Genomic DNA, 24452 nt, shown 5'->3' on the forward strand with positions numbered 1-24452 from the left:
TGTTTTAAGCACGCTCATGTCGCATTGCTTAGCCCTTGATACAGGACTCGCTGCCGGTTCGCAACGATTTGTTTCACTCATCACACGGCCAGATTTATGTCAATGCCGGCAAGCTCCGAAGACGCGGATAAGTCCTGCTCAACGCCCTGTTGACACCCCCTATGGCCGACCTCATAATAGGCAATGACCAATCCGCTCCAAAGTGGATTGCACGATTCGTGGCAGGAGGTGAAACAATGAAGGTTAAGGTTGCTGAGAAGCAGGAGACCGTCCGCACCACCACGCCGTACGTCGCCAGCTAAGGCGAATGGAATGGGGGGCCCGCGATGCGTGGCCCCCCATTCTGGCCTGGGAGAAGGTTCCCGAATGTCAGGAGATCCGACATGACCTTTACACATTCCCGCGTGCGCCGCGGTTTCTTCGCGGCGTTGAACGAGGCTCATGACCACCTGGATTCGGAGAATCCCGGTGGCGCGATGTTCCTCGCGGTCACCGCTCCGGACGGCAGCGGTAAGCTCGACACGGTGCGCGCCTGGCGCGACTTCGAGCCGGATCACCGGCCCGGGCACCTGGTCCTGACCGCAGACGGCAACCGGTTGACGCACGGATATCTGTCCGGCCTGCAACCACTGGTCGATCACGCGATCGCCACCGCCGAGACGGACCACCCCGACCTGGTGTCCGCCGCCGAGCAGTCGCTCAAGCGCATCTTCCCGCACCGGCAGTCACCGGCGTTCCGGATGCCCAAGGATCTCACCGGCGTGGCGGGCCGGGATGAGCGGACCCGCTTCTACTACCACGATTACCAGGGCAAGCTGCTCAACGGCGTCTACGAATTCCTCGACAGCTACCTGGCCACCACTGGGCAGACCTGCACGCTGATTATCGACAACGCCGACGAGCTGTCACCGACCGTCACGCAATTCCTCGACATCATGGCCCGGCGTCGTACGCTGGGCCGGAACCTGAAAGTCGTGCTGCTGGTCAACCGCGATCTCGACGTCGGCTTGGCCGAGCACAGCGTTCAGATCTCGCTTCCGGCGCTGTCACGTCCCGAGGCGCGCGAACTCATCGAGTCCTGGGGATTCGAGTCGCCCGCGCCGAAGCAGCTCGACAACCTGTGGCGGCTGTCGCAGGGCCGTCCGGCTCGCCTGTCGGCGCTGCTGCGCTGCGCCGACGTCAACGTGTCGCTGCCCGGCTACCTGACCTTCGAGACCCACATCGACCTGTGCCTGAGTCTGCTCGGCGAACGCCGCCGGTACGACCTGCTCCAGGAGTACGTCCAGGGCCACTGCGCCGACGACGACCCGATCGCGCGGCGCAACTACGAGACCTACGACGAAGGTGCCCGCGAGCGGATGCACCGGGAGGTCATCGCCGAGCTGGCCGACCAGCAGGAGGAGGTCCTGCACCCGGTCCACCACCTCAGCCTGCGGGACGCCTCCGACCAGGTGGTCGCGCTCGCACCGCTGTCAATCTCGTTGCAGGAGATTGGGCTCTACAACACCTGGTTCGATCTGTTTTCGCGATTCTGGGCGAACTCGCAGCTGCGCACGTTGCCCGGCGGGGGACAGACGCACAACCTGGTCTATCTCCGCATGGCGTTCGTGCTGTACTCACTCGGCCTGGCGCATGTGTCGATCTCCTACCTGGACACGTTCTACCAGCACTTCCCGCACAGCCTGTACACCCCGACCGTGCTCTATTCACAGAGCATGGCGCATGGCCGGTACCAGTCGCCCCCGGATCTCGTCACGGCCGAGCGTTTCGCTCTGCTGAACCTCGAGAAGATCAGTACCGATTTCCGCGACCACCCGAAGTACGAGTACATCAAGGTGTTCGCGGAAAACGCACTGGCGTACATCCGGGCGCGGCAGAAGCGCATGGACGAGGCACTCAAGCTGTGCACCGACGGCATGGAACGGATGCATGAGATCTACGGCGACGACCGGTTCGCGCTGCACCAGTCGATCCTGGTCTACAACACCGCCCAGATCCACGAGATGCTCAAGGACTACACCAAGGCGTACGAGGTGTACCAGCAGACCATCGCGCTCGACCCGAACTACGGGGAATACGCGAACGATCTCGCCAACATGCTCCAGCGCATCGACCGATTCGATGAGGCCATCGAGTACTACGAGCGGGCCATCGCCCTGTGCCCGCCGTACTACGAGGCACACCTCAACCGCGCGCAGATGTACGTGCGCATGGCTGACTCGGCCGCTGCGGAGACCGATTTCCGGCGGGCCGTGGAGTTGAATCCCGACGAGGCGCGCGCCCATCTGGGACTCGGCATCCTCCAGCTCAAGCAGGGCCGGTTCGCCGAAGCCCAGCAGAGCCTGGACGCTGCCGTCTACCACAACCCCCGCAACGCTCTCGCCTGGACCAACCGCGGCCTGACGTTGCTGGAGCTCGGGCGCATCCAGGAGGCGGAAGAGAGCCTGCGCACGGCGCTCACCTACGACGACAAGCTCACCGAGGCATGGAACAACCTGGCCCACGTGCTGCACACCGGTGGGCGGAAGGCGGAGGCTCTCGAGTGCCTCGACGCCGCCGTGCGTCTCTCCGACGACCCGGACTACGTTTACAACCGGGCATTGCTGCGCCACGAGCTCGGTGACACGGCCGGCGCTCTGGCCGACGTCGAGCTTGCCGCGCAAGGGGGCGCGGACGCCACCGAGGTCGCCGATCTGCGCGAGCAGGTAACCAAGACGCCGGGCATTGCAGCGGTCTGATGCACGCCGAGGTCCTGCCCACCGCGCCGGGGAGAGTACGCCCGCCTCGGACGTTGTTGTCGGCATACGCGGTCAGCCAGTTTGGCAACTGGCTGTTCCGCACCGGGGTCGTCTACTTCGCCTACAACCAGAGCCACGGTTCTGCGGCGCTACTCACCACTGTGATCGCTCTGGTGTATCTGCCGATCCTTGTGGGTTCGCGGGTGCTGGCCCCACTGGCCGACCGACGGGACACCCGGCGCACGCTGATCGGGCTGGACATCCTGCGCGCCCTGACGCTGTGCATCCTGCTCGCCACCACCGTTGCCGGGGGTGCCGTGACCACCGGGGCGACCATCGCCGCGATGGCCGTGCTGAGCCTGCTCACGCCGCTGTTCACCGCATCGCAGACTGCCTACCTGCGGCAGACCCTGCCCACCGAGGGGTTGCCCGCAGCTCTCGCCGGGGTGACCCGGATCGACTGGCTCATGTTTGTTCTGGGCACTGCCTCGGCGCCGTTGATGTTGCAGATCAGCAACCTGCCGACACTGATCATGCTGGACATCGTGACCTTCGTGGTGTCCGCGCTGCTGCTCGTCCGGCTCGCCCTGAGCAGCAGGTGGTTGCTGGCTGCCGTCTTCGCACTCAACGCCGGGGCGGGGGTCATCAACGTCTATCCGAACGTGGTCGCGCGGAACTACCTCGGCGGCGGCGCCACCTGGCTCAGCGTGATCAACCTGGCGAACGGGGTCGGGGCGGTGATCGGCTCCACGCTCGCCGGACGGGTGAGCCGCGGTCACGGGCTGCGCCCGGGGATCCTCGCCGCGGTGGCCGTGGCGGTGTCGCTGGTGGGCATGACCTTCGTGACGACCGCCTGGATCGCGGTGCTCGCGAGCACCACCATGCTTCTCGCCGGCCAGGTGTTCGCGGTGGTGTTCCAGGCGAGGATCCTGGCCGACGAACCGGTCGAACGGGCGGGCCGGGCGTCCGGCCTGTTCACTCTGGGCACCTTCGCCGGCGTGACGGTAAGCGTGCTGCTGTTCCTGGGCCTCACCGCGTTCGGTCCGCCGCACCACTCGTTCACCGTGCTCCTGCTGCTGGGCGCCGGCACGGCACTGATCTCGGCACTGATCGGCCAGGTCGCGTCCCGCCGGTTCGGCGCCGGGACGCCGGTGACCGCGACCGCCCCCGCACAGCCTGAACCGGCGCCGACCGGCAGGGACGTGGAGGCGGAGGCGGAGGCGCAACGGCGGGTCGGGCTGGTCCGAGCGGCCGGGCGTACCTTCGCCACCGGAGTCACCGTCGTCTCCACCCTCAAAAGTCTGGTCCCGCACGCCGCCACGGTGAACTCGTTCGTCACCGTCTCCCTCGACCCGGCGCTCGTGTCGATCTGCATCGACCGCACCGCGCGGCTGCATGCGCTCCTCGAGGCCGACTCGCCGCTGGGCATCACCATCCTGTCGGCAGCGCAGCGGGACGCCGCAATGCACTTCGCAGACCGGCACCGTGCGTTGGGGCAGGCCCAGTTCGACGGGCATGCCTGGCGGCAGGGCAAGGAAACCGGCGCGCCGCTGCTCGAGGAGGGGCACGCCTGGCTCGAGTGCCGGGTCGAGCGGCTCATCACCGCCGGTGACCACTCCATTGTGCTGGCCCGGGTGCTGTCCTTCGCCACCGCCGACCCGGACGATGGACACGGTCCGCTGGTCTTCGCCGGAGGCCGCTTCCGAACGCTGCCTGACGACCGATCCGAACCCGGCGTCACGAGGTGATCGGGTGTCACCGCTACCGGCGAATTCCCCAGGAGTGAGTGTTGGCCAGGAAATATCCCCCTGCCCACCGGGATGACCGGATCGATCTGCTCCATGGGTACAGGGTGGCGGATCCGTACCGCTGGCTGGAGGACGCCCAGTGCGAGCAGAGCCGATCCTGGCTCGCTGCCCAGGATCAGCTCTGCGAGGGTTTTCTGAGCCGGCTACCGGGACGGGCGGCGGTGCGCCGCCGAATCACCACGCTGCTGGGAACAGGTACGGTCAGTGCTCCGGTCTGGCGGGGAGAGCACCAGTTCTTCACCCGCCGGATGCCCGATGCCGAACGCCCCGTGCTGCTGACCGTGGATCCGTCCGGGGCGGAGCGGGTGCTCCTCGATCCGCTGCTCCTCGATCCGACCGGCCTCACCGTCCTCGAATCGTGGTACGTGGCCCCGCTGGGTGACCGGCTCGCGTACAAGACCTCCCGGGGCGGCGACGAGGAATCGTTCCTGTACGTCGTGGATGTCGCCACCGGCACGGAGCTGGAGGGCCCGATCGGCGGGGTCCGGCACGGCGCCCTCGCCTGGCTCCCGGACGGCACCGCCTACTACTACGTCCGCCGCCGGCCCGGGGACACGTCCCGACGGGTCCACCTGCACCGGGTGGGCACGGATCCGGACCGGAACGACGTCGTGGTGTTCGGCGACGGAATGCCCGACACCACCGATTACGGAATTCTGGTCAGCGCGGACGGCCACTGGCTGAGCCTCGGCGCGTCACAGGGCACCGAGAACCGCAGCGACGTATGGCTGGGTGACCTCACCGTGGCCGGCCCGGAGGCACCACAGCTGCGTCCCGTTCAGGTGGGTGTCGACGCGGACACCGGGGTGTACATGTGCCGCGACGGCCGGGCGTACCTGTTCACCGACCGGGACGCCCCGCGCTCCCGGCTCTGTGTCGCCTCCCCAGCGGACCTGCGCTATGAGGCGTGGCAGGACCTGGTGTCCGAGGACCCCGAGGCGGTGCTCACCGACTTCGCCATCCTGGACGGTCCGGAACTCGACCGGCCGCTGCTCGTGGTGGGCTGGACGCGGCACGCCGTCAACGAGATCACCGTGCACGATCTGGAAACCGGCGAACAGTTGGGCACCGTCGCGACGCCCGGCATCGGATCGATCTCCGGCCTCTTCGAACGGCCTGAGGGCGGCCACGAGGTGTGGTTCTCGTACACCGACTCCACCTCACCGGGCGCCACTTTGCGGTACGACGCCCGCCACGGCAGCACCGGCCTGTGGGCGACCGCCCCCGGTGCGGTGCCCGTGCCGAGGGTACTCAGCTCGCAAGTGAGCTACCGATCAGCCGACGGCACGACGGTTCGCATGCTGATCGTCGAGCCACTGGACCGTACCGGCCCCCGCCCGACCGTGCTGTTCGGCTACGGCGGCTTCGGGTCGTCGCAGGTTCCGGCGTACGACCCGTCGATCCTGGCCTGGGTGGAGGCTGGCGGCGTCTACGTCGTGACGAACCTCCGGGGCGGTGGGGAGGAGGGCGAGGACTGGCACCGGGCTGGGATGCGCGAAAACAAGCAGCGCGTGTTCGACGATTTCCACGCCGCCGCGCAGGCCCTGATCGACGGTGGCTGGACCACACCGGCTCAGCTCGGGGCGTACGGAGGGTCCAACGGCGGGCTGCTCGTCGGGGGCGCGCTGGTGCAGCGGCCGGACCTGTACCGGGCCGTGGTGTGTGAGGCGCCGTTGCTCGACATGGTCCGGTACGAGAGGGTGGGGATGGGCAGCCTCTGGGTATCCGAGTACGGTTCCGCTCAGCACCCCGAGGATCTGAGCTGGCTGCTCGGCTACTCGCCGTACCACCAGGTCCGTGAGGGCACCGCGTATCCCGCCGTGCTGTTCACCGTCTCCGCCAACGATGTCCGCGTCGACCCGATGCACGCCCGTAAGATGTGCGCCGCATTGCAGTTCGCCACCACCGGCGATGCGCCGATCCTGTTGCGCAGCGAATCAGACGCGGGCCACAAGGGCCGTTCAACGACGCGGATGGCCGCGCTCGCCGCGGACACGCTCGCCTTCCTCGCCTGGCACACCGGATTGGAGCTACATTGACCAGCGACATCGTGGTGATAGTCGACGCCTACTCCAGCGCCCGCGACCTCGCCCCGATCTTCCGGGAGCGTGGTTTCCGCTGCGTGCACGTCCGCAGCGTCGCGGATCCGCACCCGGTTTACGGGCGCAGCTTCCAGGCTGGTGACTTCATCGCTGACATCGTGCACGACGGCGATGTTGCCGCCACTGCCGCGGCCGTGGAGCGGCACTCGCCCGCCTGCCTGATTCCGGGTACCGAGAGCGGTGTCGAGCTCGCCGACATCCTCAGTGAACGGCTCGGGCTGCGCAGCAACGGCACCGCGCTGGGCAGTGCCCGCCGCGACAAGTACCGCATGCTCGAGACGGTTCGAGCGGCCGGTGTGCCCACCGCGGGGCAGTTACTGGTTTCCGACCTGGACACGCTCCTGGACTGGTACGACGGATTCGGCGGCCGGGTGGTGTTGAAGCCGGTACGCAGTGCCGGCAACGACGGCATCCATTTCTGTGCCGACGCTGATGACCTCAAGTCCGCCTTCAGCGCGCTAATCGGCACGGACAGTGCGCTGGGAGCCCGCAACAACGCGGTCCTAGCCCAGGAGTACCTGGTCGGAGGCGAATACATCGTCAACACGGTCAGCCTCGACGGCATCCATCGCGTCACCGACATCTGGAGGATGCACCACATCACCGCCAACGGTGTGCGCGATCTGGGTGGTAGCGCCCAGCTGCTGCCCCGGCACGGGCTCGAGCAGGACCCGCTGGCCGACTACACGATCCGGGTCCTCGACGCGCTCGGGCTGCGCCACGGGCCGGCGCACACCGAGCTCAAGCTGACCCCCCAGGGGCCACGGCTGATCGAGACGGCCGCACGTGCCTGTGGAGCGGACCTGCACATCCCGGTGAAGGCCGCGATCGGCGCGAGCCAACTGGACTGGACCGTCGACGCGTATACCGGCGCCGTCGACCTCCAAGGGGCGGCCACCAGCGAGTACTCGTTGATCCGGCATGCCGGGCTGGTCAACATGGTGGCGCCGGAGTCGGGCAACCTTATCGGCTACCCGAAGATGGAGCAGTTGCGCGGGCTGGACAGCTTCCACGCGCTGGCGCTGAACGTCCGGCCCGGCGGTCAGATCCATCGTTCCGTGGACGACTGGACCTACCCGATGCGCGTCTACCTGGTGCACGAGCAGGAGAGCAGGGTCATGAACGACATCCTGACCGCCAGGTACCTCGACGGTGACGGCTTCTACCAGGTGGAGCCGTCGGCGCCGGCAGTCTGACGCGGTCGCGGGCCTGTACCGCGAGCCTGCCTGGTGCTGCTTCGCGGGGGGTCATGCGCGTCCGCCCCGCATGGCAATGACGGGTAGGTCCGGGTGCGTCCGGGCAGCGCCGGCCCCCCATGTCGCGTCGCGTACCCGGCCTCAGCAGCCGGAGCTCACGATGAAAAGGGCCCACTCCGGGCGTGCTGCCGTGATCACCTGCACCCGAACCTCCTGCCCGGCCATCCTCAGCAGACAGACGGACGAGTTACGGGACATCCCGCGGCGAAGTTGCTGAATGCTCTGGTCAGGTCGGTGGTCCAGGGCCAGTTCGCGGTGTTGGAGAGTTCTTCGGGCGGTGCGGGTGATCCTGGCGGCGACGTGCAGGAGCCGGTAGCGTCTGATCGAGCTGGTGGCGACGCAGGGGCCACCAGCTCGCCGGACGAAGCCGGATGGGCAGGCCCGCGACGGGATGAACCGCTTCTACGACGACATTGCCGCCGACTACGACCGCCTGTGGGGTGACCAGGAATACGCGGCCGACGAACTGGCCTTCCTGCGCGACCTCGCCGGATCCGGCCCGGCCCTCGAAGTCGGCGTCGGGACCGGTCGGGTCGCGATCCCCCTCAGTGGGACCGGCCTGCGGGTGGTCGGCGTCGACCCCTCCCCGGGGATGCTTGAGGTCCTAGGCGCTAAAGCGGACAACGTGGAACGTGCGGATGTCGAGGTGCTGGTGAACGACCTCCGGCTGACCGGGATCCGTGGCACCTACACATTGATCTACTGTGTCTTCCACACGTTCTTCTACGCGGACTCACGGGCGGACCAGCAGCGGTTCCTCGAGCGGGCTCGTGACCTGTTGGCACCGGGTGGGAGGGTGGTGGTCGAGGCCTATCACGCGGGCGCCTCGCGCCTGGCCCGCTGGGCAGACGGCATCAGGCTGACCGAGGTGTCGCCGGAGGGTTGCGAGTACGAGATCTACCGGCACGACGGCGAGGCGCAGACCGTGCACGTCACCTGGGTCAGGTGTGACCGGGAGCGGTTGCGCTGCTCGTCCTGGACGGAGCGTTATGTGACTCCCGGCCAACTCGACGATCTCGCGACGCGGGCGGGGCTGGTGAGCGACCAGCGCTGGTCCACCTTCGGCCGAGCGCCGTTCGACGTGAACGCCCGGAGGTTTGTCGCGGTGTACCGGCTGCCGTCAGCGGGCCGTGCTCAGGCCGGCGGTTGATTTTCGTCAGTGCTGTACGTCCTCGCTGGCGACCAGGATCGCGTCCCACGACTCCGGGACGGACACCGTCGGTAGGCACGGTGTCCGGGACGAGCATGACGAGATCGATCCCGTCGGACCGGCACCGCCACGGCTCCTCGTGACGACGTAGACATCGCGTCGCTGCGGGCGTGCTGCCAGCCGCGGTCGAGCGACCCGGCCAGCAGCACACTCGTAACGTTCCGGCAGCAGATCGGTCAGCGGCACGCGGATGTCGACGGCGTCGTCGAGCGCGGTGGCTGGGTCGACGTTGTACTCGGCGGCCAGGATGGATCCCTGGAACCGGCGCAGGCGGACGTCGAGTCGGGGTGGCACCACGGTGTCGGGCGACACGGGTTCGGATACGGGTTTTCGCCGATGGTGTGGCGCTACGACTCTAGAAGAGATCCCACTCGCGGAACTTGGCGCTCAGGTCCTGCAACAAGGCAGGGGTCATCCGCTTGCGCTGTACCGCCTCCGGTGACTCGGTGCTGGCGCCGAAGTGCCACAGCCTCGTGCCGGTCTGCGGGTCGATGAGGAAGGACCGGTCCTTGGCGGCCGGACCACGCAGGACCAGCGACACGGAGCCCGGCTCGGCGATGAGCGCGTGCAGCGCCCGGTGGTGCAGCGCGTACGTGGTTCCGGCACGCTCCTCGCGGACAGTCAGAGCCTGCGGCGCGGCCTGCGGCACGGCGTCGTCAGGGCCCTGGTCGCCGTACAGGTAGTGGCGGAACCCGCCGCGCAGCACCAGGCTGGCGAACGTCCACCGATGGTTGTGCGGCAGGTCGTAGTAGCCGGGCCAGAAGGTGTGCAACCGGACCCGGACGCCGGTCTCCGCATTCGCGTACAGAACGATCTTGTCGAGCTGCTGTCCCTTCCCGTCCGCGTCGTCGATGTCGGGGTGCTCGCACATCGCCAGCAGTTCGGGCCGCGACGGTAGGTCGTCGATCGCGCGCCGGAGGATTCCGCGGTCGGCATCGATGGCGTTCAGGACTTTGCGGCTCGCCGAGCCGACCTGGTCGATGTCTTCCCAGTCGACGCCGTCGAGCGGTGCGAGAACGGACTCCAGATTTTCCATGATTCCTCCAGTCGTGCGGTTGGTGGCGGGGACAGGGCCGTCAGGCGCCTGACCGGATCGAGCTCGCTGGCTCCGCAGATCACCGTGACCGCGTCTCCGGCTCTACTGGGGTACTTGGCTGCCGCTGAGCCGAACATTCCGGCCCGACCACCACGACCTCGTGAGTCTCCGACATGTTCCCCCGATATCCAGTCGGCCCCGGGCAGCGGCACGATGAAGGTTCGCCGCCTGGGACGGCGCAGCCGGCAGTCCGAGAAGGACCGCCTCCCACGATCGCTTGGCCACGGTCGTCGTCGAGGGCGGCGGCATCGACTGCCGTCGGTGAGGTTACGAGATCGAATATGCTTTGCCCAGTCCAGCCACGCGCCGATCGGGAACGGCTCCGGGCGGCCAGCCGGTCCGGTGGACCTCGTTGACCGCAGGCAGACTGCGGGCTGCGCCACCATCCTCACGCGCTTTGACAACTACCCGGGCAGCGCTGACCGGTCGCGCGGTGCATCGATCGTCGTGCAGCCCAGGATGACCGTATTGCGGTTCTTGGGGGGTTCGTCTTTCCGCCAACAAAATCATGAACCCCTTCCGTGTCTGGAGGAGTCCGCCTTCCGGCGGACACAATCGGTGGCGACCGGCGTCGGTGTCCCCGCATCCGTAGGTATATCGGCACGCCGGCCATACATCAGGAGGAGGTGAATTGCATGAAGAAGTACGTCAAGCCGACCGCGAAAAAGGTTGACTTCGGCACCATCCTCGACGTCACGCCGTAATGCGTGTGTGCCAGGGCATCGTGGGCCAGGCCTGCGGTGCCCTGGCCAGGCTTCCCGAATGACATCTCTCAGTCGCAAGTGGGGTTGCAATGTGCGGCTTGGCCGGACTCGCAAGGATCGACGGCAGCGCTCTGTCCGCTGAGACGGACATTCTGTTGCACCAGATGGCGCGCGCGGTGGCCCATCGCGGCCCCGACGAGCAGGAGCTGTTGCGCTCTGGGCCGGTGGGCCTCGCTTTCACGCGTCTGTCGCTGGTGGATCCGGTCGCCGGAGGCCAACCGCTGTGGAGCGAAGACGAGCAGGTCGTCCTCATCGCGAACGGCGAGGTCTACAACCATCGCGAGCTGGCAGCTGGGCTTCCCGCTGGCACCCGGTTTCGTAGCGGCTCCGACTGTGAAGTCCTGGTGCACCTCTACCAGCGCGACGGTCTGCGGTTTCTCGACAATGTCCGCGGGATGTTCGCGATCGTGCTGTGGGACCGCGCACGCAACCTGCTGGTTTTTGCCCGGGACCGGTTCGGAGTGAAGCCGCTTTTCTACCACCGCAACAGGGACCGCGTGGTCTTCGGCTCGGAGATGAAGGCGCTGTTCCAGGACGCTGACTGCCCCCGCGAGCTGGACTGGTCGGGTGCCCTGGCCGACCAGGCGCTGAACGGGGCTCCGTACTTTGCCGACGGCCAGCCCAACACCTGGTTCCATGGCATCGAGCTCGTTCCGGCCGGCACCGTGATGACAATCAGTCTGCGCGACGGGCACACCAGGAGCCACCGGTACTGGGCCTTTCCTGAGTTCACCGAGAACACCGACATGTCCGAAGGTGAGTTCGTCAGCGCGTATGGAGAGTTGTTCGCTGCCTCCGTGCGCGAGACCGAGGTCGCGGACGTCGATCTGGGGCTCTTCCTCAGCGGAGGCATCGACTCCGTCGCTGTCGCCGCCCTGAGCACTGTGCGGCCGCGTACGTTCACCGCGATCAACGGGAGCACGATCGCCAACGGCGATGCTGAGTACGGCCACCGCGCGGCCAGGATGTTGGGTCTGGACAACCACCAAGTGGTCTTCGACGTCGCCGAGGTTCCCACGCCCGAACAGTGGAAACAGCTCCTGTGGTTGGTCGAGACCCCGCAGTGCAGCCCGGAGATCTACTACAAGCGTGAGCTGTACCGATACGTGAAGGCCACCTTCCCCGGGATCAAGGGCATGCTCCTCGGTGGTGGCAGCGATGAGTTCAACGGTGGCTACACGGTCTCGATGGCCGGCGGTGGCTCCTGGGATGACTTCCAGTCAAACCTGCGTCACATGAGCCTGCGGGATCATCGCCCCTCGCAGCAGGGCTTCGCTGCCTGGTGGGAGCAGTCAAACCACCCGCTGCTACAGGACGACGTCCTCTACCGGGCTTCGGCGGCGTCCGTCGGCGACCCCTACGAGCAGTTCTTCAGGTGGAAGTACCGGGACATGCAGCAGTACAACTGCTGGCATGAGGACCGCACCGCGGCAGGCAGCGGGATCGAGGCGCGGGTACCGTTCCTGGACCACCGCATGATCGAGTTGGTCGCCCAGATTCCTCGGGCACTTCGTCCCAACCTTGTCTGGAACAAGGACATCCTGCGCAAGGCGATGCGCGGTGTGTTGCCTTCGGAGTTCGCCGAGCGGCCCAAGGTGCCGTTCTTCTACGGCGACGGGGTGCGGCACACTCAGCGAGCCTTCGTGCGCATGCTCACCCACAACGGCGACGCGCTGCTCGAGGAGGCCCTCAGCAGTCCGGGTGCGCAGGCGTATATCCACGCGGACAACGCCAGGGCGACGTTGCGCGCGCTCGAGGCCGACCCGGGCTCCGGGCACGTCGAGTTCCTGCTCCGGGTGGTCAACCTCGGGCTGCTGGAACAGATGGCGACGTGCCCACCCGTTGCTCCCGTCGACGCCAGAGAGGCCGCCGTACCCCTTCGAATGCCCATCTCCGACTGGGACGAGGACCGGGCCCGAATCGACGAACAGGTCCTCCGTCGCGAGAGTGTCAGCTCCACCGCCGTCCTCACCGTTGCCGACAATGTTCTTCTGCTCGTAGCTCCGCAGGATCCGCAGGTGTGTTACGTGGCGGTGGACGGCACGATCGAATATGTCGTGGACGGCAGCGAAACTCCTGAGTGGCACCGCCTACTCACCTCCGTCGACGGTGCGCGCACCCTCGGCGCGTTGCTCGGTGAGGTCGGCTGCGCCGCAGCGACCGTCCACGAACCGCTCGGCGAGGCTCTCGATCTCGGTGTTCTCACGGTGGCGGGGGAGCTGCCCGACGGCGCTGACCGCCCGCTGCTGGTTCCGGCCGCGGCGGGATAGTCGTGACATCGAGCGTCCAAGCCGACGAGGACCGGTCCCGCAACGGGCCACTCGCCGGAACTTTCGACTGGCGAAGCTGGCCGTTGAGCGGGAAACGGGTCGCCGCGGCGTCCTGCATGCTCGCGTTCGCCGTCGCCCTGTGGGCCCAAGGCGGTCCGTCGAGAACGGTAGCCGTGTTGGTCGTCGTGGAGACGGCACTGCTGTGCCTGCCATGGCGGCTGCCTAGGATTCACCGCTCGGGACGCAGCTTCTGGGTGGAGACACTCTGCGGTCTGGTCGCCCCCGGCGGAGCCCTCATCGTGCTGGTGGTGGCGCAACGGGATCTGCTCACACAACTTGCCGACTGGTGGTGGTTCGTCGCAGCGGCCGCGGTCGGCGGCGTCTTCTGGCTGGTCAGTGGCCTCGATATTCGGGCTGTGCCGTCCGGCCTACTGGCCTTCCTCATGGGCCCGACGCCGCGCACCCAGGGGCGGGCCAGGGCTGTGTGCGCCGCTGCGGGGCCGTTCGGTGAGGAGGCACTGTTCCGTGGTGTGGTGTTGACCGCGGCGTCGGCGGCCGTCACACCGATGGGGTTGCTCTCCGCGGTGGCGTTCGTCGCCCGCCATCATGTCTCGCCGGGCGGCAACGGCCGTGGGACGACCCGCGCGACTCTCACCGAGATCGCCGCCGCCGTCCTCCTGCTTGCCCTGACCGTGCTGTCGCAGTCGCTCTACCCGGCGCTGCTGGCGCACCTCATCAACAACCTGCCCGGCGTCATCATCGAGCTCCAACGCGAAGACACAGGAAAGCCTGACGCCTCATGAACGACCACGCCGCACATCTGGACCACCTGAGGGCTCGCGGCCTGCTGCCCGCCGGCTGCCGATCGGCATTCATCGTCGGCTCGGTCGCCCGCGGTTGGGACAACGCCGTCAGCGATCTCGACATCTGCCTGGTCTCCGATGAGCCGTGGCGCAGCGGGACCAACGGCTTCGAGCCCATGCCGCTGGAACCCGCGGAGATCGCCACGGAGGTCATCCACGTCGACGGCCGGCGGTGGGAGCTCAAGTACTGGCTCGACGGGCAGGTCGGGCAGATCATCGACAAGGTCTCGTGGAGTCGCTTCGAGGACGGCACCCCCAGCGGGCAACTGCTCACCACCTGGGAGGAAGAATTTCTCGAGCGCCTGCTCACCTGCCGGCCGCTCGCCGGCGAGGACTGGGTGCTTCAGCAGCGGGCCCGGATCGAGGCGTCGGCGTTCCGGGCATTCGTACTGACCGACTGCCTGTCGAACGCGGACGACTGCCTGGAGGACGTGGTCGGACAGTTGGCGTCAGGAGACGTGCACAGCGCCGTACTGTCGGCACGGCTGGCCTTCGGGCACGTTGTGGACACCGTGCTCGCCGCACACGGTGAGTTCGGGCGGTCGCCGAAATGGCGGTCACGCCGCATACGTGAGGTCGACCCGCCGAGCCTGCCGTTCGATCGGTACTGGGCAGTCGAAACCATGCGCACGTTCGACCCGGAGGACCCGCGCCGGTGGGTCGAGGAGGTCGCCGGGCTCTGCAAGGCGCTGTCGATGGAAGTGGAGATATGACCATGACGCCCAACACGGTTCCCAGTACCCGGCTGGACACCCGCTGGCGCAAGTACCGCGGCAAGGTTTTCATCGCCCGTGGAGACAACGCCTTCGAGCTCTCCGAGGTGGCGGCCTTCATCTACAAGAGCATCGATGGCAGTCGTACTATTCGGCAGCTCGGCGAGGGACTGGCCGCGGAGTATGACATCGCGGTCGAGGATGCGGTGTCCGATATTGAGGAGCTGCTGACTGATCTCGTCGCCGCCGACGTGATCGATATCCGGGACGTCTAGGGATGCAGGTCGCGATTGCCACGTTCCACCGCCTGTGGACCGTTACCCGGCGGGCCTACCCGTGGACCTATTTCGCCTCCACAGTGCTGTCGGGTTCGCTGACCATCGCGTTGGCCTACCTGGCGTTCCAGGCGGTCGGCCCGGACGGCGTCAGCCAGGAGTTCACCAGCATCACCGGATCCGCGCACTACGTGGGCTACGTCGCTGTGGGGGCGGTGATGTACACGTTCGCGGTGCGGCTGATCCTGTGGACGGCGAAGGCGTTGATCACGGAGGAACGCGAGGGCACCTTCGTGGCATTGGTCGCCGCACCGGCGAGTCGGATGCCGTACCTACTGGGGTTTGTTGCCTTCGCTGTGTTGAGCACCCTCGCTGAGGCCGGTGCCATCGCGGCCGTGTCCGTCACGCTCGGAGTGACGATCCCGGCGCCCGATCCGGTCGGGCTCGCCATCGCGATCGTTGTCTTCGTCGTCGCGCTGTTCGCGATGTCGCTTGTGCTGGGTGCCGTGATGCTCATCGCCTCCGAGGCGCACATCTCGCAGAACACCGTCTTCCTCCTGATGGCGCTCATTTGCGGGTTCACGTTCCCTCGCGAGTACTTGCCACTGGCCGCGCAGTGGCTTGCCGAGGCGCTCCCGGTCACCGCGGCGCTCGACCTAGTCCGTGCTGCGCTGTCCGGCGACTTCGACCTGGCGCGGATGTCTGGTCGACTCGTGGCGGGGCTGTCCGTGAGCGCCGCATATCTTGTCGGTGGGCTCTGGTTGCTGCCCCGTGCCGAGCGGCGCACAGTAGAGAGGACATCCTAGAAGTGGCCAGAGGAATCATCACCAGCGACCTGCGCAAGGCGTTCAGGATCCCGCGTGGACTGTTCGGCCCGCGCACCGAGAAAGTCGCGGTGGATGGGCTGTCGCTGGTCATTCCGCCGGGCCGGGTGACCGGCCTGCTGGGTCTGAACGGTGCGGGCAAGACCTCCACCATCAAGATGATGGCCACGCTACTGCGCCCGACATCGGGGACGATCACGGTCGACGGGCTGGATACGGTCGCTGACGCGCGGGCCGTCCGCCGCCGGATCAACCTCATCGCCGGTGGTGAACGCATGGTCTACGCGCAGCTGACCGGCAGGGAGAATTTGCACTACTTCGGCCGCCTGTACGGCCTACCGGGAGGCGTACGCCGGCAGCGGAGCGAGGAACTGCTGGACCTCGTCGGGCTCTCGGACGCCGCCGACACCGTCGTCGAGCGCTATTCGCGCGGGATGGCCCAGCGCCTGTCCATCGCGCGCGGTCTGATCAACGACCCGGATTATCTCCTGCTCGACGAACCGACTCTGGGTCTTGACGCACCGATCGCGCGTGACCTGCGGCAGGTGGTCGCCAAGCTGGTACGCAACGGCAAGGGTGTCCTGTTGACGTCGCACTATCTCGCCGAGGTGGAGGAACTGTGCGAGCACGTCTACGTCATCGCGGCGGGCCGTCACCTCACCGAGGGCAGTCCGGCCATGCTCACGGCGGGTGCGGGTTGCCACAAGACCGTGACGGTGGCCGTGCCCAACCCGTCCGCCGAGGTGGCCGCCGCCGTGGCCCAGTTCGCCGCTCGGATCAGCGCCTCCGTCGCCGAGGAACGTCGTGACGACGGCACGCTCGTGGTGTCCTTGCTGCACCCCGACGACATCGCCGGGCCGCTGGTGACCGCGATCGTCGCCGCCGGTGGTGCGATCATCGACCTCACCGTGACGAACCCGTCGCTGGAGGATGCAATCCTTGCGATCGCCGACGGTGCCCACCCCCCTGTGGGCGTCGCACCGTGATCGACCTGCTGCGCGTCTTCAGAGCGGAAGCCCTGAAGCAGCGTCGGAGAATGAGTGGCAGCAAAACCATCTTCTTCTCGATGCTGTTGTGGCCGCTGTTCGAACTCCTGACGCTCTACTACACGGTCCGGCCGGTCGTCGGCGACTCCATTGCGGCGCGGTGGCCCGCCGCGGCGGATCCGGACAGCCTGCTGGCCTACATCGCCACCGGCGCCGTGGGCTTCTCCTTCTACTTCGCCCTCGTGCAGTCCGCCTGGCACTTCTCGTTCGAACGCCAGACCGGAACGCTGGAACTGCTGTTTCTCTCCCCCGCTCGGCGGCTGGTCCTCGTGGTCGCGAACGGGGTGGGAGCGCTGGTACAGAACGTATGGTTGTTTGCCTGCTTCAGCCTTGCGTTGCTGGCCTCAGCCGACGCGGTGCACGTTGCACATCCGGCGATGTTCCTGGTCGCCTTCCTCGCCCTCTTCGTGCCTTCGGTCGGGTGGGGTGCCCTGCTGAATGGAATGTTGATCTTCTCCCGAGATTCGTCTTTCCTGTTCACCGTGCTCGGTGGCCCGATGGCCTTTTCCAGTGGCGCCCGTCTTCCGCTGTCCATGCTGCCGGGGTGGATCGCCACGATCGGAACCGTCCTGCCGCTCACCGGCAGCCTCATTGTGGTCCGGGGTGCGTTGCTGGAAGGCCGGTGGCTGAACGAACTGGCCGGGCCGCTGGTCGGCCTCGGTGTGAGCACCCTGGTCATGCTCGTGCTGGCGTCCTTCATCCTGCGAATCGGCGAGCGTCGCGCGCAGCGCACGGGCCAGCTCACCCTCTTCTGATCATGATGTCTGCGACGGGATCGCCGCGATGTGTGGAATAGCTGGCCTGTTCATCGGCTGCTCGGCTCTCACCTACTGTCCGCGGCAGTTACTGTCGATGCCCGCTGGGCCCGAGCCGGGGGAGCCGGGAGAGCCGGGCACAGAGAACTACCGCAGTCCGTTCCGTACGTGGGATGAGCGTGCCGCCGTGCGGCAGTACCCGCGGCGCCTGCTTGGCCCGGAAGACGAGACCGCGGTGTACTTTTCGCCGGATCTGGTCCCGCTCACCAGGCATTCTCTCGTCCGGGAGCTGCGCCCCGAACTGTTCGACCGAATTCTGACTCAGCACCTGTACCGGTATCTGGACTTCACCACGAAGCTCGAGACCCTCGTGGTCAACAGCACCGTGCTCGGAATCGCCTCCGGCTCGGTGGGCATCGCCCTTCCGGAGGAGATGCGCTTTGACGCGTACAAGATTTACTGCGACGAGGCGTACCACGCGCTGTTCTCGATGGATCTGATGCGCCAGGTCGTGTCACGTACTGGAATCCGGCCGTTGCTGCCGACCGAGCCCTACTTCCTCCGTCGTCTCAGGCAGATCCAGGAGGCCCTGCCGAGCAACCAGCGACCGCTCGCGGAGCTGCTCTTCGTGACGATCTCCGAGACGCTCATCTCGGCGACCCTCGCGGACATCCCGGCGGATTCCACTGTGGCCCCCGCCGTTCGTGACGCGATCCGGGACCATGCGGCCGACGAGGGACGCCATCACGCGTACTTCGTCATCTTCCTGCGCCACCTGTGGGGTTCTCTGGACAGGACAGGTCGCCGAGAAGCCGCCCTGCTGGCCCCCCGACTGATCAATGCCTTCCTGAGGCCGGACACGGACGCGATCCGCTCGGAACTGATCTCCTATGGCCTCGCCCGCGACGACGCGGAGCAGGTTCTAGCGGAGGTCTACGACGAGAAGACCGTCCTGGCCCACACCCGGGCCACCGCGGTGCGGACGGTGCAGTACTTCGCCACCCTGGACGCACTGGAGCTTCCGTCGGTGGAGGCGGAGTTCCATCGGTACGGTCTGCTGCCGGGCCGTCGCTAGTCCCCGGTATCCGCGAACCACGCCACAGGCCGAGCCCCATCGTCAGGCCGGTCGGCCGGCACTTTCGGCAGCCTTTCGGTGTAGCAGGAAACCGGCGTGCAGCCGGTTGCGGGCCCCGAGATCCTTCATGATCTCGGCAATGTGCCGTTGGCACGACCGCAACGACAGCCCGACCCGCTCAGCGATTCGCTTGTCGTTCTCACCCTCGACCAGGAGCGTGACGATCGCCTGCCGAACCTCGGACGCGGCCGCCATCGTCTGCGCCTTGCTGTACTGGACCGGGAAGTCGGCCGCACCGGTCCAGGTCCGCTCGAAGCAGTCGATGATGAAAGCCACGACGCTGGGATCGTGGACCAACGCCACACCGGGTCGAGGTCCGCTGAGCGCAAGGACTGCGGTGGTCGCGTCCACCACCAACATCCGGCCGAATCCGGCCGCCGTGGTGCGCACCCGCGCGCCGAGTTCGCAGACCCGCTCGATGCCGGAAATCGTGCCCTGATTGAACTGAGCGGTGTGCTGCAGCACGGCGCGCAGCCGGACGCCGCGACCCAACACGTCGTCCGCCCTCACCAGCGAGTCGACGGTCAGTTCCGGGGACAGTCCGCCACCCGGCTCCGCCGCGAGTACTTCGGTCCGGGCACCGGCCAGGAGCTCCAGGATGATCCTGCGGGCCAGCTCGAGATCGCAGACCTGCTCGACGTCGTGCCGGCCGGGTCCCCGGCCCATGCCCTCTTCATAGGCGGGCACCAGCGCGTTCAGGTCCTCCTGGATCTCGTTGATGCGCTCTTGGGCGAGCTGCATGTCGCGCAGCAGCGGCCCGAGCACCTGCATCCGCGCCGACTGGGGCGGCACTGCCACCAGTTGTCGATTGTCGTCCGCTCCGGTGCGTAGCAGGCCCAGGCGCTTGAGCAGCCGCAGAGCCTTGTCGGCCTCCTTGCCGTCCAGCCCCAACTCCTGGTGCGCCTTCTCGTGCGAGATCGAGCGCTGGGTCACTGCCCAGGCGTATGTCCGACTCGCCGCCTCGGTAAGTCTCGGTATCGATTCCGCTTTCCCCGTGTCCACGCTCGTCCTCCCTGTCACCGCCCACGTCCTGCGGCGCGCGGTCGGTGACCTATCACGACACGTACCGAACTACACACAGTCGCGTCAGTGCAGCGCCGCACCAACTGCGAGAACGTGAGAGCCGTCGGATGCACACGGAGTGATCACCAGTGCGGACGGGGCCAGCCAGCCGCCGGTGCCGCTACGACGGTCGTCGGGGTAGCCGCTCGACGGAGTTTGTCGCCTGGGGCGAGGTGGCTGCCCGAGACTACGAATTCTCCGTCGGGCAGCACCGCGGCGTTCAGGGCCGTCGACTCCATCGGCGCGGCGCCGTCCCGGACCGCCAACCCGGCGGCTCCGAACTTCCGGTCGATGCCGCCCATTGCGAGGCAGCGAGCGAGAACCACACGGGTCGGACTCCCGGCGTGCGGGCTGCCGCGACCGCAACCAGAAGCACTTCGCCATCCTGCGTCTGCACCACGTCATTTCCTGCGTGGCGACGCGCAGCAGGCCGCCCCACATGCGATCCTTGCCGGACACCGTCACGGAGCCAGCAGGCGCCCCCGGTCGGCCTCCCACTCGGCGTGGCCGCTGTACGCCAGCGTCTTCGTTCCACCGACCCGGTCGTACTCGACGTATTCGCTGGCCACCAGCAGGGCGTCCCAGCTGTGCGGGTCGATGCCCACAGAGCGCAGATCCTGGGAGAACATGGGCCAGCTCAGAAGGCGCTCGCGTCGCTGCCAAGCGGGCAGATTTTCACGCAGCCGCTCCATCGCATCCCCCTCCCGCGGATCGGCGCCGTGCCGTGGCAGCCGGCTCAGCAGCCGCGCCACGGCATGGTCGACGTCCATGTCGTGGCGCGGTGTGCTGCGGTACACGGCCGCGACCTTCTCGTCGATGTCGGGACGTATTCCCCGGTCGACGACGTCCGCGATTTCGACGAACAGATCGAGCAGCCGGTCGGGCAGCAGAATCGCGGTCTCCCGCAGGATGTCGAGCGGCTCGTCGGAGCAGTGCACCGCGCAGATGATCTGGTTCGTCGCACCGAGCACGGTGCGCAGGTTGCGCTCGGTGCGTCGCTCCGGCGCGGACGGACCCTTCAACTCGGCCAGCCGCAAACTCGCAGGGATCGTCCGGTCCCGGCTCCGGTCGGCCAGAATGACGAGCAGCGATTCGGACTTGGCGCAGTACAGGTCGCACAGCTCGAGACTGTCGTCGGTGGCCATGTCGAACTGAAAGCGCCAGGTCGCGGCGGTCATCTGCGGTTCCATGACGAACGGCAGGGCGACAATCGGTTCAAAGTCGTGGTCGCGAGCGTACTGCATGCAGAGTTCGACCTTGCGCGCAGCGATGACATCCGCCTGGATGACGAGCATCGCGAGGCCCTGCAGGATCGCGGCATAGTCGGAGCCCAGCGCACGTTGAGCCGCGTCCAGTCCTTGCGCCAGATACTGCTCCTGCTGGTAGAGCTCTACCTTGACACTGTCGGTCGTGAATACCCGCCAGAAATCCTGCGTCCCCTCGACGCTGGCCGTCTGGGCCACGGAAACTCCTTCGCCTGTCAGGTATGGCGGGATGGGCCGATGTCGAACGGCCCACTGTCGGCTTCGTCCTTGTCCGGTGTCCGTCCGCCTAAGGGAGTCGCACGCTGCGACGCGGACGATGCAACAACTTCGACCGCCAGGGCATTATGCCCTGGAATCAACAAGATTTCGACCCCGTAGGGGGTATGCGATCGACCGTCCACGTAGGAACTCTGATCCTAGGCAGACACCGTCATGCTGCGGTCAAAGCCCATCACCTCGGCCCCGGCGCGGCGCGCAGCATGACAGTGCCGACGTCCATCGGCAGCGGGGTGGTCGCTGGGGCAGGCCCGCTGGCGACCAGTTGTGCGCGCGTGGCTACGCGCACGACACCAGTTGGCGGGAGCAGCAACTCGATAGGCCGTCGTGCACGGCGGGGGTCAGCCTGCACCTCGGGGGCGACACCATTGCCGGCCCCATCATCGGCGCGCTGCCGATTGCGTCGATGAGACCGGAACTGGTGTCGCCGACGGCGGGTCAGACAGTCTCCAGCACGTTCTTGGCCGAGCGGATCGACACCGGCACCGGGTAGTCGCCGGTCATGCAGGCCGTGCAGAGGCCCTCGCGCTTCGGCGTGATCGCGTCGAGCATCCGATCGATCTCGAGGTAGGCGAGCGAGTCGACCTCGAGGTACTCGCGGATCTCCTCGACGCTCAGTTTTGCCGCCAGCAACTTGTCCCGGTCGGAGGTGTCCATGCCGTAATGGCATGGCCACCGGTACGGAGGGGAGAGGATCCGCAGATGCACCTCCACCGCGCCGGCCTTGCGGAGCAAATGGACGGTCTCCCGCAGAGTGGTGCCGCGGATAATGGAGTCCTCGACCACGACGAGACGCCGGCCGGCGACGTTCTCCTCGATCGGGTTGAGCTTGATCCGCACTGCGTTACGGCGCAGTTCCTGGGTGGGCGCGATGAACGTGCGTCCGATATATCGGTTTTTGATGAACCCGTCCGCGTACGGGATTCCGGATTCCTGGGCGTAGCCCTGCGCGCCCGGGATCCCCGACTCAGGCACCGGCACGACCAGGTCTGCCTCGACCGGCGCCTGCATCGCCAGCTGCTCGCCCATCCGCCGGCGCGCGGCGTAGATGCTCTGCCCGATCAGCTTGCCGTCCGGACGGGCGAAGTAGACGAACTCGAATGAGCACAGGGTCGGATTGATGGTCTCCTGTGCGAACGGGCGGCGGCTGCGCACGCCGCGACCGTCCACGATGACCATCTCTCCTGGCTCGATCTCGCGCACTGTCTCGGCGCCGACCACATCCAGCGCCGGCATCTCGGAGGCGAGAATCCACCCGTTCGGGTGGCGGCCGAGGAAAAGCGGCCGGAAACCATTCGGATCGCGTACGCCGATCAACGTGTTTGTCTCGCAGACCACGAGCGAGAAAGCGCCGCGCAGGTGTGGGAGAACAGCGGCGAAAGCATCCTCGAAAACAAGGCTGGCGTCATTATCGGACTTAGCGGCGGAGATTTCCCGGACGAGCAGTTCGGCGATCAGATCACTATCGCTGCCTATCTCGCCGGAGACCAGATCAGCCTCTACGGCCAATTCGGCGGTATTGACCAGATTTCCATTGTGCGCCAGTGCGAAGTTGACGTTCGCAACGCACCGGTGCACCGGTTGCGCATTGCACCACTCGCTGGCACCGGTGGTCGAATAGCGTGTGTGCCCGATGGCGATATTGCCCTGCAACGCTGCTAGACGGTGGTCGTCGAACACCGAGGAGACCAGGCCCATCCCCCTGTCCACCCAGATTGACTCGCCATTACTGACGGCAATACCGGCGGATTCCTGGCCACGGTGTTGCAGCGCGTAAAGACCCAGATACGTCATGTGAGAAACCGGCTGCTCCGGCGCCCACACTCCAAAAACTCCGCAGGCCTCTTTTATTGTTTCGGTAGCGTCTCCCACTGGCCCGACTCTACCAGAAAGACGGCATGCCGAGCGCATCCTGCAAGTGTGGCGACGGCGGTCCGGAACGCACCTGTCATCGCGCTGCCTGGCCGGTCATTGCGGATGCGTAGTCAAGGGCGTCCAGCGCCCGCGGTCGAAACCTCTCGTGTTCGGCCGGGCCCATTCCCGCGACGTAGGCCTCGACGCTCGCCAGCGCCACCAGGGCGGCCGCCGGTTGCGCCCTTTTAAGATCATCGAGGCACGCTTGGAGTGGATAGTCCAGGCCGGCGACAATGACCAGTTCCGAGTGGTAGCGGCGGACGAGTTCGTCCTGCCAGGCGCGACGGCATCGGGGATCCAGCGAAGACCACAGCAGCAGAGCGACATCCGACAGCGGATTGCCCCACATGGCGTACTGCCAGTCGATCAGGTGGGCGGTGAGTCCATCCGGAGCGCCAGGATGCTGCTGGAAGATCACGTTGGCCACCCAGGCGTCACCGTGGCACAGCGCGGCCAGGGGACTGCTCCGATGCGCATCCCCCAGCAGGCCCGCGACGTCCAGGTCGAGAACCGGTCGTACGTCCATCCCCGGCCAGCATCGCGTCACCGTGCCGGGCAGATCCGCCAGGCCCAGCCGGACCGCCGCGACGAGCTCCGGCGACTCGGCCGTGTATAGCCACGGGTACGGCACCTCGAGCCGGCCCGGCCCGGTGCGCATCGAGCCAGCGTGCAGCCTCGCGAGGCAGCGCACCGCGGCGAGGGCCTGCGCGTGGTCTAGGCCCGCCGCCATGGCCGCTGCCGGATCACCGGAGGGGCCGAGATCCTCCAGCGCCACCGTTCCGCCGCCGGCCGCATCGGTGACCGACCAATAACAGTCCGGAGCGACCTTCGGTGCCCCGAACCCCCGCTGATCCAGATATCGGTAGAGCTGGGCCTCTCGCTCGATCGACTGGGCTGTGGCGGCGAGGCTGCCCCAGGCGGTCGCGGTGTCCGGCGGTCCCTTGAGGATGAACGAGCGGTCGCCGCAGCGAATTCGGTGCACGCTGCCCATGACCCCGCCGGTCAGGGAGATCGACTGGATGGTGATCGGCTCGTCACCGTTCAGCACCCAACCCAGGTTGTCACGGATCCAACCGTGGT

19 protein-coding genes are annotated in these 24452 nt (G+C 67.0%); 13 read left to right on the plus strand and 6 right to left on the minus strand.

Going from position 1 to position 24452, the window contains the following annotated elements; all coding sequences use genetic code 11:
- Nucleotides 1-326 precede the first annotated feature (326 nt).
- The 5 genes from ACIA47_RS17660 to ACIA47_RS17680 all read left to right on the plus strand — a co-directional run bounded on the left by ACIA47_RS17660 (nt 327) and on the right by ACIA47_RS17680 (nt 9054).
- Nucleotides 327-2738: a tetratricopeptide repeat protein gene (locus ACIA47_RS17660; RefSeq protein WP_396709093.1), complete on the plus strand. Its 2412-nt coding sequence runs from the start codon at nt 327-329 to the stop codon at nt 2736-2738.
- On the plus strand, nt 2738-4486 hold the full coding sequence (locus tag ACIA47_RS17665; protein WP_396709095.1) for a flavin reductase: 1749 nt from the start codon (nt 2738-2740) through the stop codon (nt 4484-4486). The genes ACIA47_RS17660 and ACIA47_RS17665 overlap by 1 nt, the downstream gene beginning before the upstream one ends.
- A gap of 38 nt (nt 4487-4524) precedes the next feature.
- The gene (locus ACIA47_RS17670) at nt 4525-6585 is read left to right on the plus strand and encodes a prolyl oligopeptidase family protein (RefSeq protein ID WP_396709097.1); all 2061 of its coding nucleotides are present in this window, start codon (nt 4525-4527) and stop codon (nt 6583-6585) included.
- Nucleotides 6582-7844 (plus strand): ATP-grasp domain-containing protein, encoded by a 1263-nt coding sequence (locus ACIA47_RS17675; protein WP_396709099.1) that lies wholly within the window; start codon nt 6582-6584, stop codon nt 7842-7844. The genes ACIA47_RS17670 and ACIA47_RS17675 overlap by 4 nt, the downstream gene beginning before the upstream one ends.
- 391 nt (nt 7845-8235) lie before the next feature.
- A complete protein-coding gene (locus ACIA47_RS17680; RefSeq protein WP_203115992.1) occupies nt 8236-9054 on the plus strand; it encodes a class I SAM-dependent methyltransferase in 819 nt (272 codons plus the stop codon).
- 6 nt (nt 9055-9060) lie between these two features.
- Here ACIA47_RS17680 and ACIA47_RS17685 read toward each other — a convergent pair whose 3' ends face one another.
- Together ACIA47_RS17685 and ACIA47_RS17690 are read right to left on the minus strand one after the other, a co-directional pair.
- The gene (locus ACIA47_RS17685; protein WP_396709101.1) at nt 9061-9426 is read right to left on the minus strand and encodes a hypothetical protein; all 366 of its coding nucleotides are present in this window, start codon (nt 9424-9426) and stop codon (nt 9061-9063) included.
- Nucleotides 9427-9469: 43 nt separating this feature from the next.
- A complete protein-coding gene (locus ACIA47_RS17690; RefSeq protein ID WP_203115993.1) occupies nt 9470-10150 on the minus strand; it encodes a hypothetical protein in 681 nt (226 codons plus the stop codon).
- A gap of 853 nt (nt 10151-11003) precedes the next feature.
- Here ACIA47_RS17690 and asnB point away from each other — a divergent pair.
- The 8 genes from asnB (at nt 11004) to ACIA47_RS17730 (ending at nt 18795) form a co-directional block, all read left to right on the plus strand.
- Nucleotides 11004-13244: an asparagine synthase (glutamine-hydrolyzing) gene (gene asnB / locus ACIA47_RS17695; RefSeq protein WP_396709104.1), complete on the plus strand. Its 2241-nt coding sequence runs from the start codon at nt 11004-11006 to the stop codon at nt 13242-13244.
- Between the two features lie 116 nt (nt 13245-13360).
- Entirely contained in the window at nt 13361-14047 is a 687-nt protein-coding gene (locus ACIA47_RS17700) for a type II CAAX prenyl endopeptidase Rce1 family protein (protein WP_396709106.1), read from the plus strand.
- Entirely contained in the window at nt 14044-14820 is a 777-nt protein-coding gene (locus ACIA47_RS17705) for a hypothetical protein (RefSeq protein ID WP_203115996.1), read from the plus strand. The genes ACIA47_RS17700 and ACIA47_RS17705 overlap by 4 nt, the downstream gene beginning before the upstream one ends.
- A gap of 2 nt (nt 14821-14822) precedes the next feature.
- The gene (locus tag ACIA47_RS17710; protein WP_203115997.1) at nt 14823-15095 is read left to right on the plus strand and encodes a PqqD family protein; all 273 of its coding nucleotides are present in this window, start codon (nt 14823-14825) and stop codon (nt 15093-15095) included.
- Between the two features lie 2 nt (nt 15096-15097).
- On the plus strand, nt 15098-15901 hold the full coding sequence (locus ACIA47_RS17715) for an ABC transporter permease (protein ID WP_203115998.1): 804 nt from the start codon (nt 15098-15100) through the stop codon (nt 15899-15901).
- A gap of 2 nt (nt 15902-15903) precedes the next feature.
- The gene (locus tag ACIA47_RS17720) at nt 15904-16905 is read left to right on the plus strand and encodes an ABC transporter ATP-binding protein (protein WP_203115999.1); all 1002 of its coding nucleotides are present in this window, start codon (nt 15904-15906) and stop codon (nt 16903-16905) included.
- Nucleotides 16902-17720: an ABC transporter permease gene (locus ACIA47_RS17725; RefSeq protein ID WP_203116000.1), complete on the plus strand. Its 819-nt coding sequence runs from the start codon at nt 16902-16904 to the stop codon at nt 17718-17720. The genes ACIA47_RS17720 and ACIA47_RS17725 overlap by 4 nt, the downstream gene beginning before the upstream one ends.
- A gap of 28 nt (nt 17721-17748) precedes the next feature.
- The gene (locus ACIA47_RS17730; protein WP_203116001.1) at nt 17749-18795 is read left to right on the plus strand and encodes a diiron oxygenase; all 1047 of its coding nucleotides are present in this window, start codon (nt 17749-17751) and stop codon (nt 18793-18795) included.
- A gap of 42 nt (nt 18796-18837) precedes the next feature.
- Here ACIA47_RS17730 and ACIA47_RS17735 read toward each other — a convergent pair whose 3' ends face one another.
- The 4 genes from ACIA47_RS17735 to ACIA47_RS17750 all read right to left on the minus strand — a co-directional run bounded on the left by ACIA47_RS17735 (nt 18838) and on the right by ACIA47_RS17750 (nt 24420).
- On the minus strand, nt 18838-19746 hold the full coding sequence (locus ACIA47_RS17735) for a hypothetical protein (RefSeq protein ID WP_396709110.1): 909 nt from the start codon (nt 19744-19746) through the stop codon (nt 18838-18840).
- Nucleotides 19747-20378: 632 nt separating this feature from the next.
- Nucleotides 20379-21380: a hypothetical protein gene (locus ACIA47_RS17740; protein WP_396709112.1), complete on the minus strand. Its 1002-nt coding sequence runs from the start codon at nt 21378-21380 to the stop codon at nt 20379-20381.
- Between the two features lie 516 nt (nt 21381-21896).
- Complete coding sequence (gene purF / locus ACIA47_RS17745) at nt 21897-23369, minus strand: amidophosphoribosyltransferase (RefSeq protein ID WP_396709114.1); 1473 nt, start codon at nt 23367-23369, stop codon at nt 21897-21899.
- A 37-nt stretch (nt 23370-23406) separates the two neighbouring features.
- Nucleotides 23407-24420 carry a phosphotransferase gene (locus tag ACIA47_RS17750; protein WP_396709116.1) on the minus strand — a complete coding sequence of 338 codons (1014 nt, stop codon included), beginning with the start codon at nt 24418-24420 and terminating at the stop codon, nt 23407-23409.
- Nucleotides 24421-24452 lie beyond the last annotated feature (32 nt).

Source organism: Micromonospora sp. NPDC051227 (assembly GCF_044455385.1).
Lineage (GTDB): Bacteria > Actinomycetota > Actinomycetes > Mycobacteriales > Micromonosporaceae > Micromonospora.